Source organism: Acidovorax sp. KPB24-03, from assembly GCF_057546605.1.
The window spans coordinates 1-16,114 of sequence record NZ_BAAJYR010000068.1; the positions used below are offsets into that span (position 1 = coordinate 1).

Genomic DNA, 16,114 nt, shown 5'->3' on the forward strand with positions numbered 1-16,114 from the left:
GATCCGCCTGCCGATCTTCGACGCCGGCCGCAACAACGCCAACCTGCGCGTGGCCGAAGTGACGCGCGACACGGCCCTGGCCCAGTACGAAAAATCCATCCAGACCGCGTTCCGCGAAGTGTCCGACGCGCTGGCCGACCGCGCCACGCTGGACGAGCGCCTGGCCGCCCAGCGCTCGCTGCTGGACGCCACCCAGCGCGCGCTGGACCTGTCGGACGCGCGCTACCGGCTGGGGGCCGACAGCTTCCTCACGGTGCTGGACGCGCAGCGCTCGCTGTACGCGGCGCAGCAGACGCAGATCACCCTGCTGCTGGCCGAGCAGACCAACCGGGTCACGCTGTACAAGGTGCTGGGGGGTGGCTGGGCTGCCGACACTCCCACCGCCGCACCCTGAACGGCTCACTTCCCAGAGCCGTTCGAAAGGGCATCGCTCATCCGCAAGCCTGCGGAGCGGGCTGAAAGGGAGGCGGGCACAGGGCCTGAGCGAGGCCCGCGTGCGCCCGGCCTGCACTACCCGGTTGAAGGCAATGCGACAGGCACTTGGTCGCAAAAATGGCTCTCGACCCATTTCAACCCCGAAAAACCCGGATGACAAGTCGCGCGCGGCATGGGTCTTAATCCGGCATTATGGCGGCTTTTTTAGTCTTGATTTTGATAGAAATGATATTTTTCTATCAAAAGCAACCTTCCAAACCCGATCAAAGCCGCTTTTTGTTGCGATTTGCACACACTAAGCACAAAATCTCACAAATTTTTAAATTACGAGCAAACTGGGCATGTGTCTTATTTCTAGCCAAGGATCTCGTATGAATTCGCTTTCCATTCGCCAAAAGCTTTTGAGTGTCATCGCTGCGGTGCTGCTCGCGTTCTCTGGCCTCAGCGTGTTCCAACTGGTCAAGATGTCTGACATCACCCAGGGGCTGAATCAGCTCTATCAGAAAGATTTCACCAACTCCTATTACGTGAGCGAACTCGACGGGCTGCTCACCCGGGTGGACATCAACATCCTGCGCATGATCGCCATCGGCGATCCAGCCCTCATCAAAACGTGGAAGGCCGAGAACACCGAACGTTTCGCCAAGGCCGATCAGCTCATCGCCAAACTGGCCAACAACATCGATGACCAGGGCAAGCCGCTCGCCGCCGACCTGCAGTCGGCCTACACCAAGATGCGCGCGGGCATGAACCGCCAGATCGAGCGCATCGAGGCTAACGACATCCCGGGCGGTGCCGAGGTGAACCGGCTGGAGGTGAAGGACAACGCCAACGCCGTCTTCACGACGCTGGACAAGATCGCCACGCGCATCAAGCAAGGCGCTCAGACCCAGCTCCAGGAGCAACTGGCGACGGGTGCCAGCACCCGCACGGTGGCACTGGTGGCGCTGGTGCTGATCTCCTTGCTGGGTGTTGCCGGCAGCCTGTTGGTGGTGCGCAACCTGCTGCGCCAGCTCGGCGGCGAGCCCGCCTACGCCGTCAACGTGGCGCGCGAGGTGGCCAAGGGCAACCTGATGGTGGACATTTCCCTGCGCAACGAAGACAAGGACAGCGTGCTCGCGGCCATGAACGAAATGCGCAACAGCCTGCGCGACATCGTGAGCCGCGTTCGCCAGGGCAGCGACAGCATCTCCACCGGCGCCCGGGAGATCGCCTCCGGCAACGTGGACCTGAGCCACCGCACCGAAGAGCAGGCCAGCAACCTACAACAGACCGCTGCCTCGATGGAGCAGCTCACCACCACCGTGCGCAGCAGCGCGGACACGGCCCTTCAGGCCACCCAGTTGGCCAACTCCGCCAGCGCCGCCGCGCAGCAGGGGGGCGAGGTCGTGCGCCGGGTGGTGGACACCATGGGCGAGATCAGCGGCAGCTCGCGCAAGATCGCGGACATCATCAGCGTGATCGACTCCATCGCCTTCCAGACCAACATCCTGGCGCTCAACGCCGCTGTGGAAGCAGCCCGCGCCGGCGAGCAGGGCCGGGGCTTCGCCGTGGTGGCCAGCGAGGTTCGCAGCCTGGCCGGACGCTCGGCCGACGCCGCCAAGGAGATCAAGGCCCTCATTTCCGCCAGCGTCGAAAAGGTGGAGACCGGCTCGCAACTCGTGGGCGACGCGGGCATGTCAATGGAGAACATCGTGCAGCAGGTCCAGCGCGTGGCCGACCTGATCGCCGAGATCAGCGCCGCCACCAGCGAGCAGACCCAGGGCATCGGCCAGATCAACGCGGCCGTCACGCAGCTGGATCAGACCACGCAGCAAAACGCGGCCCTGGTGGAGGAAAGCTCGGCCGCGGCGACAACCTGAGCCAGCAGGCCCAGCGGCTCACCGAGATCGTGCGCACCTTCCGCATCGACCTGGACGGCAGCAGCTTCCATGGGGGCACGTCCGCGCCGCTGCCCGTCGGCGCCCCGGCCGCCTCGCGCGCGTTGCCCACGGGCTCCCCCGCGTTGCGGGCCGCCCCCGTGGCGAGCCGGCCAGCACTTGCAAAGCCCGCCAGCGCGGTGCAGCAGCAAGAGTGGGCGGCCCATTGAGAGGGCGGGCAGGACCGCCAGGATTGGCGGCTGCCCGTTCCCAGGCCGGTTGCGCCGACGGATCGACAGGCCGGCTTCAGCCGGCCGGCACCAGCTCGACGGCGGCGTGCTCTTCCAGCCAGTCCGCGACTGGCAGGCCGGCCTCGTCGGCCACGCCCTGGTTCCAGAACTGCGAGGCGCACAGCACCTCCACGTCCAGGCCCTCCAGCGTGCTGCGCGCCAGCACCGCGCCGATGTAGGCGCTGCGCGCCCGCTCGACGATGCCCCAGACCAGCGTGGTCTCGGCGGCGCATTGCAGGCCGATCAGGAACGCCTCCTTGCGCGCGCCATCGGCGGATTTCTCCACCATCCAGGGCAGTTGCCCGGCCAGCCGTTCGTCCTGCAGCAGCACGTTCAGCAGGTCGCGCGCCGGCTCGGCCCCCAGCGGAACGACCACGAAACGCTCGGTTTCGAATTTCGGGGCCTGGGCGGGCAGCAGCTCGACGCTGGCTTTCATCTCTTGGTACGACATCGTTTTAAACCTCCGTGGGCGCCGAGCCTAGGCGCGCGCCCGCGCGGGCCGGGCCAGGCGTCCGAAGGAAGGTGGCCGCAGCCGAAGGCCATCGGCCCGGGGCGGCGCTCTCCTCGCCGCCTCGATACGCACCAACGGTGGCTAACCGGCGAGCGCCGGATAGTCCGTGTAGCCCTGGGCCCCGGGCGTATAGAACGTGGCCGGATCGGGCGCGTTCAGCGGCGCGCCCTGGCGCATCCGTTCGACCAGGTCCGGATTGGCGATGAATGCACGGCCGAAGGCGGTGAGGTCGGCCAGGCCGCCCTCCAGCGCGCGCTCCGCACCGGCCTTGTCCAGGCCGCCGGCCAGGATGAACGGGCCGTCGAACGCCGCCCTCAGATCGGCCTTGAGCTGGGCGGGAACTGGTGGCGTGCCCATGGCCGAGTGGTCCAGCACGTGGACGTACATGAGGCCGAGCGCGGAAAGCGCTTTCACCAGGGCGAGGTACTGCGCATCCACGCCGTCGAACGGGCCGGCGCTGTTGACCACCCCGTGCGGCGACAGGCGGATGCCCACGCGTTCAGCGCCGATCTCCTTCACCGCCGCACGCGCGATTTCGAGCACCAGGCGGTTGCGCCCTTCGGCGGTTGCGCCATAGCCGTCCGTGCGGCGATTGATGTTGGCATTCAGGAACTGCTCCAGAAGATACCCGTTGGCCGCGTGCAGTTCGATGCCGTCGAACCCGGCTTCGATGGCCAGGCGCGCCGCCGTGGTGTATTCGCCGATCACGGCCTGGATGTCGGCCTCGGTTATGGCGCGGGGCGGCGTGTGCGGCTGGTTGCCTTGCGAATCCGTGCGCATCTCGCCGGGACACACCTCGGCCGACGCGCTGACCACTTCGGCGCCGGCCGGCATGTTGGCCTGATGGGACACGCGGCCCGTGTGCATCAGTTGCACGACGATCTTGCCGCCTTGGGCATGCACCGCGCTGGTCACCTGCTTCCAGCCTTGAACCTGGGCATCATTGAACAGGCCGGGAATGCGGGCATAGCCCAGGCCGTTCGGCGAAGGCGACGTGCCCTCGGTGATGATGAGCCCGGCGCCCGCGCGCTGCGCGTAGTAGGTGGCCATCAGGCCATTGGGCGTGTTGTTCTCGACCGCGCGGTGGCGCGTGAGGGGCGACATCACCACGCGGTTGCGAAGGGGTGTGTTGCGCAGGGAAAAGGGTTCGAAAAGCATGGGGGGTCCTGGAAAAGAAGGGGCGCGAAGGGAGAGAAGAAGCACAAGAAGAAACCATCGGGCTGCGAAAGAAAGGCATCCGATGGGCTCGCGTCAAAGAACCTGGTAGCGAGGGGCGGGCGTGCCGACCTGCGTGGCGGCGAACAGCTGGGAGCGGGCGGCCTCGTACTGGTCCCACAGGCTCGCATCGGCCACGGATGGGAAGGTGACCGTCTCGCCTTGGTCCAGCCCTGCGAGCGCCGCATCGACCATGTGCTCGGCCGTCATCAACCCGTCCTTGTTGAGCGCCGCCAGCGGAACGCCCGACAGGTCCCACAGCTCGGTGGCCGTCGATGCCGGCAGGACCACCTGGACCTTCACCTGCGTGCCGGCCAGTTCCTGCTGCAGGCCCGTGCTGTAGTGCAGCACGAAGGCCTTGGTGCCGCTATAGACCGCGCTGATGGGCAGCGAATGGATGCCCAGAACGGAACCGATGTTGACGATCAGGCCCGCGTTTCTCGCGATGAAGCGGGGCACCACCGCCTGGGTCAGGCGCGTGAGCGCGGTGATGTTCAGGGCGATCTGGGACAGCGCATCGTCCGCCGACCGCTGGGACACCTTGCCCAGCCGCGCGATGCCGGCGTTGTTCACCAGGACATGCAGGTTGTCGTTGGTGGACAAAATCGCTTCGACACGCGCCAGGTCGTCGGCCTGGCCCAGGTCCGCCACGATCGGCTCGGCCTGGATGCCATGCGCCTTGGCAAGCCGGTCGCACAGGGCCTGCAGGCGGTCAGCGCGCCGGGCGACCAGAATAAGATCGTATCCACGGGCCGCCAGGCGATCGGCATACACGGCGCCGATGCCGGCCGAAGCCCCGGTGATCAGTGCGACTTTCCGGGATGGGGGATGGGTCATTGCTATCTCTCCGATAAAATTGAGGGCTCAACCAAATTGATTGAGGGCTCAAATGTAGAGCCGAACCTCGGCTTGATTTCAATGGTGCAGCACTCAACCTTTTAAAACGCATGGGAATTACCGACAACCCGATGGACACGCCCAACGCAGGGGTCCAGACCACGGCCGCAGAGCCTGTCCTGGCCGGCGTGCAGGTCTGCACGAACACGGCGGTGCGCCTGGCGGCCCGCAGGCTGGGGCAGCTGTACGACGACGCCCTCGCGCCGCTGAACCTCAAGGCGACGCAGCTGGCGCTGATGGGGGAAATCGCCAAATTCAAGAGCGCCGAAGCCGAAGGACCAGCGCTGCAGGACCTGGCGGGCCGGCTCGCCATCCAGCTGTCGGCCCTGACCCATGCGCTGCGGCCGCTGGTGCGCGACGGCATCGTCGAGCTGCGGCCCGACGCCCAGGACCGGCGGACCAAGCGGGGCGTGCTGACGCCGCTCGGCAAAAAACTGCTTTCGGAAGCGATCGTGCGATGGGCCGCGGCCAACGAGCGGGTCGAGGCCGTTCTCGGCCCCGCCTCGGCAGCGAGCTTGAGGGCGCTGGCCGATCAGGTGGCGTCGGATGCGTTCATGGTGGCCTACCAGGCGGAAAACCCGGCACGGGTCCCGCCGGCCCCTTAAGGCGTGCCGCAGGCGGAACGGGCCGACCCACGCGCACCGGCCTGGGCGCTGTGCGCCAAGGCGGGGTCGCACCCGCCCTCCTCACTCCCCGTTGTCTTCGGCGGCCTTGACCAGGTGCTGGCGGCTCTTGTCCAGCAGCCGGCTGTCAATAGGGTGCGCAATCGCCTTGGGCATGACGGTGGTGTCCACGATCACCTGCTGCGAGCTGGACCTCTTCACAACACCACCACGCCGGGCAGCCTGGATGCTGGCGGCCAGCAGCGTCTCCACGCCTTCTTCTCCAACGCGCTTTCTCCAGCGCGTCAGGCTGGACGGGTCGATGGGCGCCTCGGTCTGCAGGTAGGTCTCGCCGCAGAAGAACTGCCAGTACGGGTTCTCCACCCAGGTGTTCACCACTGCCTGATCGGAGGCGTCGAAGGTGTGCTGCAGGTACAGCAGGCCGGCCACCAGGCGCGCCGGCAAGGCGGGCCGGCCGCGGCCGGATGTGAACGAGACCGCGAAGGTGCGTTCGATCTCGGCCCAGTCGGTCAACGCGGCCAGCTTGACCAGCGGGTGACGCATGTTGATCAACTCGTCCAGCCGGGAGATGAACAACTCGTCGCTCTGCGGCTGCGAAGGCTTCGGGCCAATGGAATCTCCGGAGGAATTTGCAAGAAAACAGGTACTGGCAAAACCATACCTTGCAAATGCTGCATCCATCAACCTGAAAAAATGCAAGCAAGATCAACGGCTTGCGCGTTGTTCAGCGCGGACTAAATACTTTCCGGGATCAGGGTGGCTTTGGCCGAATCGCATAGCGAATCCCGGCCGCCGCCCTCAACCGTCAGTGAACCGCTCCCCCAGGAACTCCACGAAGCTGCGCAGCTTGGGCGACCGGTACCGGTCCTGCAGGTACACCACGCTCATCGGCCGCACGGGCAGGTCATGCCCGGGAAACAGCCGCACCAGCCGCCCGGCCGCCACATCGGCCTCCAGCAGGATCGCAGGCTGCAGCACGATGCCCAGACCATGCAGCGCGGCCACGCGCAGCGCCTGGCCGTTATTGACCTGCACGCGGCCCGACACGGGAATGCAAAGCCCGTCGTCGTCGCCGCTGTGCAACCGCCAGTTGGCCAGGGCGGCAGGACTGAAGGACAGGCATTCGTGCCCGCTCAGGTCTTCGGGCCGGGCCGGCGTGCCCCGGCGCGCGAGGTACCCGGGCGAGGCGCAGATCATCAGCCGGTAAGGCGCCAGCGGCCTGGCGATCAGTGCCGAATCGGGCAGCTGGCCGATGCGGATCGCGGCTTCGAAGCCCTCTTCGATCAGATCGACCACGCGGTCGCTCAAGGACACATCGACGCTCACGTCCGGGTAGCGCGCCAGGTACACCGACAGCGCCGGCATCAGCGCCTCGGTGCCGAAGGTGACCGGCGCGCTGATGCGCAGCTTGCCGGCGGGGGCGAGCTGCAGGCTCTGCGCCTGCGCGTCGGTCTCGGCCACCAGCCGCAGGATCTCCTTGCAACGCGCGTAGTAGTCCTCGCCCAAGGCCGTCAGGTGCTGGCGCCGCGTGGTCCGGTGCAGCAGTTGCATGCCCAGCCGCTTTTCCAGCGTGCGCAGGTGGTTGCCGGCCATGGTGGCGGAGATTCCGCTGGCTTGTGCGGCAGCGCTCAGGCTGCCTTTTTCCACCGTGTGCACGTACACCTGCATGCTGTCGAGCAAGTCCATTGATAACTCCCGCTGCCGAATGAATCAAATGGCATGCAGTTTATCCAGCACAGCTATTTAATGACACTGCTTCTCTTTGTTCACCGCCCAGAGAAGCACCATGAAAGCCATCCAGCTCACCGCCCCCTCCCTTGACGCATTCCGCCCCACCGAACTGCCCGACCCACAACCCGGCAAGGGCGAGGTACTGGTGCGCCTGCGTGCCGCCACGCTGAACTTCGTGGACGTGGCCATCGCCACCGGCCAGTTCCCCGCGGCGGGCTTTCCGATGGTGCCCGTGGCCGACGGTGCGGGCGAGGTGGCTGCGCTGGGCGACGGTGTCGATGACCTGTCCCTGGGCCTGGCCGTGGGCGACCGGGTAGTTCCGCACTTCATGCCCCACTGGCAAGGCGGGGCGGTGTCGGCGCGCAACCTCGCGGCGATGCGCGGCATCACCCTGCCCGGCTCGCTGGCGGAGTACGCCGTGGTGCCCGCGACCAGCCTGATCGCGCTGCCTGCCCACCTCGACTTCGCCCAGGGCGCCGCGCTGCCCATCGCGGCCACCACGGCGTGGAACGCCGTGCGCTCGGCACCGCTGCGTCCCGGCTCGGTGGTGATGCTGCTGGGCACGGGCGGTGTCAGCCTGTTCGCCCTGCAGTTCGCCAAGGCCTGCGGCGCCACGGTGATCCTGGCCTCGTCGTCCGACGCGAAGCTGGAGCGCGCGCGCCTGCTGGGCGCCGATCACCTGATCAACTACCGCACCACGCCCGCCTGGGACGAGGCGGTGCGAACCCTCACGGAGGGGCGCGGCGCCGATCTGGTGGTGGAAACCGTCGGCGCGGCCACCTTCGCGCAGTCGCTCAATGCAGCGGCAGTGGGCGGCACGGTGTTCACCATTGGCTTCCTGGGCGGCACGGCTTCGTCCATCGACCTGCTACCGATCATCGTCAAGTCCCTGCGCGTGGTGGGCAACAGCACCGGCTCGGTGGACGACCTGGCGCAAGCGGCCCGGGCCATCGCGGCGCACCGCATCGTGCCGGTGATCGACCAGACCTTCGCGATGCAAGAGGTGCCCGCGGCGTATGCAGAACTGAGTGCCGGGGGGAGGCACTTCGGGAAGATCGCGATCGTGCATTGAGGGAAGCGGCTGTCAGCGTTTGGTCGAAGAGGACGTGCGGACCGAGCAGTCGATTACATGGATCGTTACTAAACGCTTGTATTCCTCCGATAGCCCCATTTCCAACATTGACTGAAGCGCCTCTGGGGTCTGTGGCCGTTTCCCAGTCGGTGGAGCTGGAATTTTATTTGGGAGACCGAACCAGAGCACGATGTAAATCCCGTATCCCTTCGCCCGCGGATCGGTCGTGTACCGCGAGATTAGTTGTCCTTTTACGGCAGTCCAGAGTCCTCTGTTCTGATCGCGCTTGATTTCAATGGGTATGCCGCCCTGCGTGCCGACGGTGCACCAAACGTCAGAACGCTTACCGTCAACATGATGCGTTTCAGGCAAGCATTCAATCTCGAAGCGATGCAACCGATCACGTAATTGCGTCGAGAAAGTATCGCGGCAGAGCTCTTCATGGCGAGGAGAACATGGCTCCTTCTGTGCGCCTGCATTCCAGTACTGCAGGTTCAGATTCAGGTCGCTGTAGCGCACTTGCTCCTTCATGCCTTCGATCAAGTCGTTCACCACTGCCGCTATCTCAGCAGGACTAGAAGCCCTGCGCTGCTGCAGGGCTGTACTTACTTGCCGCCAAGTGGGTTTTTCGTAAGTGGCATCACGCCGGACAATCTGCTGGGCCAGACGCGCTGCACGCAGTTCAGAAACCCATTCAACTATCGCTGGCAGCTGACTAAGGCGTTTAATTTCCCACTCGCTTTCGGCATCTGGCCTACCGGCCAACTCATTGAGGTAGCTTTTGACCAATTCAGAACGTCTCATATCGCGGGTAACCAAACCAGCCCCGGTAATGCGCGACGGCGAGCATCCAACTGCAAGATGCTCGACAAAGAATCCTAAAAGTTGCGCTGGCTTGTGCAGGAAATGAATGGCTTGACCGCAGTCATCAAGAAAATGGAAAAAATGCTCGGCACGCAGACGCTTCGCCAGATAGCACCGCGCGACTGGTATGTATCTTTCGGGATCGAGGAGCAGTCCCACCGTCAGCCAGCACGCCCGTTGTTGCACATCCACCTTTTTCGAAGTGTCGAGTCGAATCTGGACCAATGAAAGCAATTCGTCTCTTACCGAAAGAGTGAATGCTCCGCGAAGCATGTCCGTCAGCGTGTTACGAAGGTGAGGATTTGATCGCGAAGGAAACTGTGCAAGCAAGGGCAAGAGGCATAACTTTGTGACCTCAGAGTAGGACTCATCGCGAAAAAGATGGGTGTGAGCTGGACTACGGCTCTTCCATTGCATCGCGTTGGTGAAATAAATAAAAAAAGCCTCAGCCATGCAATGCGGGAGGCTTGCTACGACTGCGGACACCCAGGTGTCATGCCCCCTGATCCGATGTACCAAATGGACCACCAAGGCAGCTACGAGGCGATCGGCCGCCATAGTTTCGAAGAACTTACGGTCGTGCTCATAAGCGATTTCCAGACTGACCAACACTGGCGTATTCAACGTGAACGACTTTCCATTGTTGATTGCGTTTATGGTCTCTGCTGAGGAGGGCAAGTCCGCCCGGTGGAGGGTGCGGCGTAGAGCCAGGAGCGCGGCCTGAACCAGTTCCTCGTCTCCCGCGAAAAAACTGCTCAGCTTTTCCCGGGGCGTTTCGCCATCGGCGTCATAGTATTTATGTAGGTAAACCGCAGCCACCTGATCTAGAAGACCAAGGGGTACCAGTGGTTTTGAAAATTCGGCAATCTTGGCGCGATACGTGTTGCGCCGCTCGGCAGCCTTTTGCGCACGGTCTTGTTTGCGTCTGACCTCCTCTTGCATCCACCCCCAACGCTCCCATGTGCAAGTGAACCTTTCGGTTAGCAAGTCCTGCCATCCGCGTTCCATGCTGAGGTCTTCGCAAGTAATAAGCACTTCCTCAAGCCCAAGTGCATATTCGTCCGGAATGGCATAGATGGCTTGAAAGAAATAACGCTTTGCATCCGCCTCGCTATGGGTGTTCTGCGCTCTGGCAAGCCACCATGCGGCCGCGTCAGCTGGAGCCGCTGCCCGATGCAGCCGAGCTTCCGCGGACCGGACTGGATTGGTCGCCTTTGAAAATCGATTCAGAGCAAGATCCAACAGTGAGAAATAGCGATGCGGACGAGCCCGCAGCCACTGATGAAAAACCTCTCTGTCATCGTGATCCAGCAAGCTTTCCTCATATTCGCCGCAAGCGGTATCAAGCCAATACAGCAATTGATCGTCATGCGGGATGTCCGCAATCTCCTTGAGCACCCGGGAGATCAGACTTCCAACGAACTCCCCGCGCGATCGTGAAGTCCCTGTACCTTCCAGTTCCAGTTCCGTTTCCGCTGCAAACGAGTCGAGCAACTTCATTGCCTCGTGGCAATCGATTTCGCCCACATCATGCTCCCAGAACATCTGATAGTTACCGATGAGGTTACGTTGTTTAGGCAGGTGAAAAAACTTCGGAAGCTCTACGGCGGAAAGCGCCGCTGGATACATTGCTTCTAGCAACGCGCCAAGTATTTCGTCATCACCGTCCTCCACAACGGCAGATTCGATATCGGCCAGCAAGCTGCGCAAGGACGGATCGTTCACGCCAACCCAGCTCATGTGTATTTTTAACGCCCGCATGCGTACGGATAGCCATCGGGATTCGTCACGGACGAGGGCCAGCAATAAAGTGGTTAAGCCTGCATCGGGTGATTGGTGAAGCATTCCCTCCAGCAGTAGCACCAACAGCAGTTGGTGAGCGTCCGAATAGTTCGGTTCAGCCATTCGTTGACTGACCAATGGACGCATCTCAGAGGTGACCAAAGCCGCAAATGGCAGGCCATTCCATTCATACCATCTGAACGACCGCGAATCTTGGACATGGCTACCAAGTTGCTCAATCAAAGCCGTCTTGTCTGAAATGGAAAAGTTCTTGGCGTCCCCGTAGAGAAGCACACAAAGCGAATCAAGCCGGATAAAGGTCAGCCTCGTTTCTGCGGCAAGTGATGCAAGCCAACCTGCCAAACCGCGCATGCTGCTGACAATGCCGCCGTCAGAACCGCAGATCAATGCCAGTACCCGCCGAAACGAGAGTTTCTCGTGCAGCCGGTCGGCCAAATACCTTGCAGCGAGGAACTCGGCCACGGTTCTGTGCACTGGGGTAAAGACATTGCTCCCGGTCGACCTGAACAGCCGGCTGGCCAAGGCCTCATTCAATGGCAGTCTTTCGTCAGAGTTTGGTACTTCGTTGAGTGAGATCACCCGGTCAGGCGTGCTTGATAAATGAGAGAAGCCGGTAAGGTCCGCAATCAACTGGAGGGCACAAAGATATGCGGCAGCACGTTTAAGGCTGTCGTGATCTGGGGCACTTTTGTATGTAGCGGCGAGATGCTCATCGTTGTGCTCTAGCACCAGACGATCGCACGCCATTTCAAACACCGCCTGCCGGGTGTCAGGCCATCGATTGCTTGGTCCTACTGCTGCGGCAAGCATGATCAGAGTTTGGGGATTAAGCAGCAGGTCGGTCAGCCCATGTTTCTCCGCGGATGCAATGAAGGCCTGTGCATCGGGAATACCGTGATTGGCGTGAAGAATGATTTCTACATCGGTGAGCGTCAACGGCTGAAGAGTCAGCACCTGAAGCTCATCCTCTGAGGAAAGCAAGGACTGAAGCTTCCTTGCGTCTGGATCACCCAACCAGTCAGCAGATCGGCACGACAGCCGAAAGCTATGGCACCCGAGCTGGCGCAACTTATTGCGAATGTTGTCCAGAGGCACTCTGCCTGCGGTGTTCCCCGCACGCGTTTCGTCCAATCCGTCGATAAAGATAGGCCGGGCCGAATTCTTCAGTTCGGAGAGATCATCAAACGTCAAGAGGTCACCAGCGCTGATGAAATGCCCGCCGACCAATTCGGCCTGCTGCCGGAAGGATGATGTTTTGCCCATGCCAGGGTCACCGAGTAACACGTAGGCAATCAAAGCTTGTGTGTCGTCCAGCGACATCGGCTCTGCTGTTCGGTCATCGTTCGTATCAGCTTGACGCACACAGGTGCGGGAAACCAGCAGCATTTGCACCTCGTTTTCTCTTGGCAGGCGTCACTTGATGAGTTCGATGGTAGTCGGAGGTCATGCACCCTCCTGGGTGCCGTGCACCAACGCGGGTACCACCCACTCTGTCTTCCAAAATCGCGAATATCAAATCACTACTAAAACAATAGCAATACCCCCTACTCCAATATGCGCTAGAGGCCAATTTCATTCAAGCCCTGCTGACCCCACCCCACCTGGCACGCGCATTGCAACAGCGTCCCCGTGACCAATGCCGGTCACATGGCTGACCCCTTCCAATGGCGGAAACGGGGCGGCCAGGACGAAGGCGTCCCCACAGATGGTGCAGGCTGACAAACAACAGCCCGCGCCCTGTGCGGACGCCTTTTTTTGTTTTTTTGGCACGAACACCCATTGGGGGTCACGATGAAAAAATCCAGGCTGGTGATGGTGGGCAATGGCATGGCCGGGGTGCGCACGCTCGAAGAGCTGCTCAAGATCGCTCCGGATCTCTACGACATCACGGTGTTCGGCGCCGAGCCGCACCCCAACTACAACCGCATCCTGCTGTCGCCCGTGCTGGCGGGCGAGCAGACCATTGACGAGATCATCCTCAACGACTGGTCCTGGTACGAAGAGCACGGCATCCACCTGCACACGGGCTTCACTGTGAACGAGGTGGACCGCGTGCGCCGCGTGGTGCACGCCACCAACGCGGCGGGCGAGGTCATCAGCGCCGAGTACGACCGGCTGATCCTCGCCACCGGCTCCAACCCGTTCATCCTGCCGATTCCGGGCAAGGACTTGCAGGGCGTTCTGGCCTACCGCGACATCGCCGACACGCAGGCCATGATCGACGCCGCCACCACCTACAAGCACGCGGTGGTCATCGGCGGCGGGCTGCTGGGCCTGGAGGCCGCCAACGGCCTCATGAAGCGCGGCATGCAGGTGAGCGTGGTGCACGCGGGCGACTGGCTCATGGAGCGCCAGCTCGACGACGTGGCCGGCAAGATGCTGCAAAAGTCCCTGGCCGAGCGCGGCATGCAATTTTTGATGAAGGCGCAGACGCAGGAGCTGGCGGGCGGGGCCGACGGCCGCGTCACCGCCGTGCGGTTCAAGGACGGCACCGAGGTGCCCGCCGACCTGGTGGTGATGGCCGTGGGCATCCGCCCCAACACGCAGCTGGCCGAGAAGATGCGCCTTCACGTGAACCGCGGCATCGTGGTGAGCGACACGCTGCAGACCACCACCGACGCGCGCATCTACGCCGTGGGCGAATGCGCCGCGCACCGGGGCATCGCCTACGGGCTGGTGGCGCCGCTGTTCGAGCAGGGCAAGGTGCTGGCCAACCACCTGGCGGAGTTCGGCATCGGGCGCTACCAGGGCTCGCTCACCTCCACCAAGCTCAAGGTGACGGGCATCGACCTGTTCAGCGCGGGCGACTTCCAGGGCGGCGAAGGCACCGAGGAAATCGTGATGAGCGACCCCTTCGGCGGCGTGTACAAAAAACTCGTCATCAAGGACGACAAGCTCGTGGGCGCGTGCCTCTACGGCGACACGGTGGACGGCAGCTGGTACTTCAAGCTGCTGCGCGACGGCCGCACGGTGGGCGACATCCGCGACAAGCTGATGTTCGGCGAGAGCAACATCGGCGACGCGGGCCACCAGGGCCACAGCAAGGCCGCCGCCATGGCCGACACCGACGAGGTGTGCGGCTGCAACGGCGTGACCAAGGGCACCATCTGCAAAGCCATCAAGGACAAGGGCCTGTTCACGCTGGACGACGTGAAAAAGCACACCAAGGCCAGCGCCAGCTGCGGCTCGTGCACGGGCCTGGTGGAGCAGATCATCATGTTCACGGCCGGCGGCGACTACTCCGCCACGCCCAAGACCAAGGCCGTGTGCGGCTGCACCGACCACGGCCACCAGGCGGTGCGCGATGCGATCCGCGCCAACAAGCTGCTGTCCATCGGCGACGTGTTCGCCTTCCTGGAATGGAAGACGCCCAACGGCTGCGCCACCTGCCGCCCGGCCGTCAACTACTACCTGATCAGCACCTGGCCGAAGGAGGCCAAGGACGACCCGCAAAGCCGCGCCATCAACGAGCGCAGCCACGCCAACATCCAGAAGGACGGCACGTACAGCGTGATCCCGCGCATGTGGGGCGGCGAGACCACGGCCAGCGAACTGCGCCGCATCGCCGACGTGGTGGACAAATACCAGATCCCCACCGTGAAGGTGACCGGCGGCCAGCGCATCGACCTGCTGGGCGTGAAGAAGGAAGACCTGCAGGCCGTGTGGAAAGACATCGGCATGCCCAGCGGCCACGCCTACGCCAAGGCCCTGCGCACCGTGAAGACCTGCGTGGGCAGCGAGTGGTGCCGCATGGGCACGCAGGACAGCACACAGATGGGCAAGGACCTGGAGCGCGCCATGTGGCGCATGTACGCCCCGCACAAGGTCAAGTTCGCCGTGAGCGGCTGCCCGCGCAACTGCGCCGAGAGCGGCATCAAGGACGTGGGCATCATCGGCGTGGACAGCGGCTGGGAGATGTACATCGCCGGCAACGGCGGCATCAAGACCGAGGTGGCGCACTTCTTCACTAAGCTCAAGACCGCGGCCGAGGTGCTGGAGTACACCGGGGCTTTTTGCGAGCTGTACCGCCAGGAAGGCTGGTACCTGGAGCGCACGGTGCACTACGTGAACCGCGTGGGCCTCGATCACGTGAAAAAACGCATCCTCGAAGACCACGAAGGCCGCCGCGCGCTGTGGGAGCAGCTGCAGTTCGCGCTGGATGGCGAGCCCGACCCGTGGTTCGACTTCCAGGAAGCCAGCGTGGACACGCGGCAGTTCGCCGCCATCGCGCCATGAGCCCCGGCCCAGCCATTGACACCACCCCTTTCATTCATTCATCCCCCCCGATTCGCAAGGAGCCGCCATGAGCGACTGGAAATACATCTGCCGTGTGGACGACATTCCCGTGCTGGGCTCGCGCCGCGTGGCGCGGCCGCAGGGCCTGGACGTGGCGGTGTTCCGCAACGGGGCGGACGAGGTGTTCGCGCTGCTGGACCGGTGTCCGCACAAGGGGGGGCCCCTGTCGCAGGGGATCGTATTCGGGACGAGTGTGGCGTGTCCGCTGCACAACTGGACGATCGGGTTATGCGATGGGCAGGCTTCGGCGCCGGACGAGGGGTGTACGCCGAAGTTTGCGGTGAAGGTGGAGGGGGGGGAGGTGTTTTTGGATGCTGTTGAGTTGGCGGGGCATGCGGTGGAATTGGTTAGGCCTGTAGCGGGGCCTATCAGGCGTTTAGTTGCTGGTTCGGGGGCTTGAGGTTGTGGGTGTGGCTTGTTTTGGCGCTGGTGGTGGCTTTTCTTTCCGGGGCCGGGGTGTGCGCCCGGCGGCGCACTCACTTTCTTTTGCTTCGCCAAAAGAAAGTAAGCAAAGAAAA

12 protein-coding genes and 1 pseudogene are annotated in these 16,114 nt (G+C 63.2%); 7 read left to right on the top strand and 6 right to left on the bottom strand.

Annotated features, from left to right (window positions below):
• The 3 genes from AC27KI_RS10415 to AC27KI_RS10425 all read left to right on the top strand — a co-directional run.
• Window positions 1-394: TolC family protein (locus AC27KI_RS10415; protein ID WP_487113740.1), on the top strand; the 394-nt coding region annotated here is incomplete at its 5' end.
• Between the two features lie 412 nt (window positions 395-806).
• Window positions 807-2,297 (top strand): methyl-accepting chemotaxis protein, encoded by a 1,491-nt coding sequence (locus tag AC27KI_RS10420; protein WP_487113742.1) that lies wholly within the window; start codon window positions 807-809, stop codon window positions 2,295-2,297.
• 29 nt (window positions 2,298-2,326) lie between these two features.
• Window positions 2,327-2,524: a hypothetical protein gene (locus AC27KI_RS10425; protein WP_487113744.1), complete on the top strand. Its 198-nt coding sequence runs from the start codon at window positions 2,327-2,329 to the stop codon at window positions 2,522-2,524.
• Window positions 2,525-2,600: 76 nt separating this feature from the next.
• Here the strand turns inward: AC27KI_RS10425 and AC27KI_RS10430 are convergent, their stop codons facing one another.
• The 3 genes from AC27KI_RS10430 to AC27KI_RS10440 all read right to left on the bottom strand — a co-directional run bounded on the left by AC27KI_RS10430 (window position 2,601) and on the right by AC27KI_RS10440 (window position 5,147).
• Entirely contained in the window at window positions 2,601-3,035 is a 435-nt protein-coding gene (locus AC27KI_RS10430) for a GNAT family N-acetyltransferase (protein ID WP_487113746.1), read from the bottom strand.
• A 141-nt stretch (window positions 3,036-3,176) separates the two neighbouring features.
• Entirely contained in the window at window positions 3,177-4,253 is a 1,077-nt protein-coding gene (locus AC27KI_RS10435) for an alkene reductase (RefSeq protein ID WP_487089603.1), read from the bottom strand.
• Between the two features lie 93 nt (window positions 4,254-4,346).
• Window positions 4,347-5,147 (bottom strand): SDR family NAD(P)-dependent oxidoreductase, encoded by an 801-nt coding sequence (locus AC27KI_RS10440; RefSeq protein ID WP_487089602.1) that lies wholly within the window; start codon window positions 5,145-5,147, stop codon window positions 4,347-4,349.
• Window positions 5,148-5,278: 131 nt separating this feature from the next.
• On the opposite strand from AC27KI_RS10440, the gene AC27KI_RS10445 reads away from it, so the two are divergent.
• Window positions 5,279-5,812, top strand: coding sequence for a MarR family winged helix-turn-helix transcriptional regulator (locus AC27KI_RS10445; RefSeq protein ID WP_487113748.1), 534 nt, complete (start codon window positions 5,279-5,281; stop codon window positions 5,810-5,812).
• A 90-nt stretch (window positions 5,813-5,902) separates the two neighbouring features.
• Here AC27KI_RS10445 and AC27KI_RS10450 read toward each other — a convergent pair.
• Window positions 5,903-6,442 (bottom strand): annotated as a pseudogene (locus tag AC27KI_RS10450) (transposase); the annotation flags it as partial.
• A gap of 186 nt (window positions 6,443-6,628) precedes the next feature.
• Window positions 6,629-7,516, bottom strand: coding sequence for a LysR family transcriptional regulator (locus tag AC27KI_RS10455; protein WP_487089600.1), 888 nt, complete (start codon window positions 7,514-7,516; stop codon window positions 6,629-6,631).
• Between the two features lie 100 nt (window positions 7,517-7,616).
• On the opposite strand from AC27KI_RS10455, the gene AC27KI_RS10460 reads away from it, so the two are divergent.
• Window positions 7,617-8,633 carry a zinc-dependent alcohol dehydrogenase family protein gene (locus tag AC27KI_RS10460; protein ID WP_487089599.1) on the top strand — a complete coding sequence of 339 codons (1,017 nt, stop codon included), beginning with the start codon at window positions 7,617-7,619 and terminating at the stop codon, window positions 8,631-8,633.
• Between the two features lie 12 nt (window positions 8,634-8,645).
• On the opposite strand, the gene AC27KI_RS10465 is transcribed toward AC27KI_RS10460, so the two are convergent.
• Complete coding sequence (locus AC27KI_RS10465) at window positions 8,646-12,692, bottom strand: NACHT domain-containing protein (protein ID WP_487113750.1); 4,047 nt, start codon at window positions 12,690-12,692, stop codon at window positions 8,646-8,648.
• Window positions 12,693-13,091: 399 nt separating this feature from the next.
• Here AC27KI_RS10465 and nirB point away from each other — a divergent pair, with 399 nt between their 5' ends.
• The gene (gene nirB, locus AC27KI_RS10470) at window positions 13,092-15,536 is read left to right on the top strand and encodes a nitrite reductase large subunit NirB (RefSeq protein WP_487113752.1); all 2,445 of its coding nucleotides are present in this window, start codon (window positions 13,092-13,094) and stop codon (window positions 15,534-15,536) included.
• 67 nt (window positions 15,537-15,603) lie between these two features.
• Window positions 15,604-15,996, top strand: a complete 393-nt coding sequence (gene nirD / locus AC27KI_RS10475) for a nitrite reductase small subunit NirD (protein WP_284431550.1) — start codon at window positions 15,604-15,606, stop codon at window positions 15,994-15,996.
• Window positions 15,997-16,114: the final 118 nt, after the last annotated feature.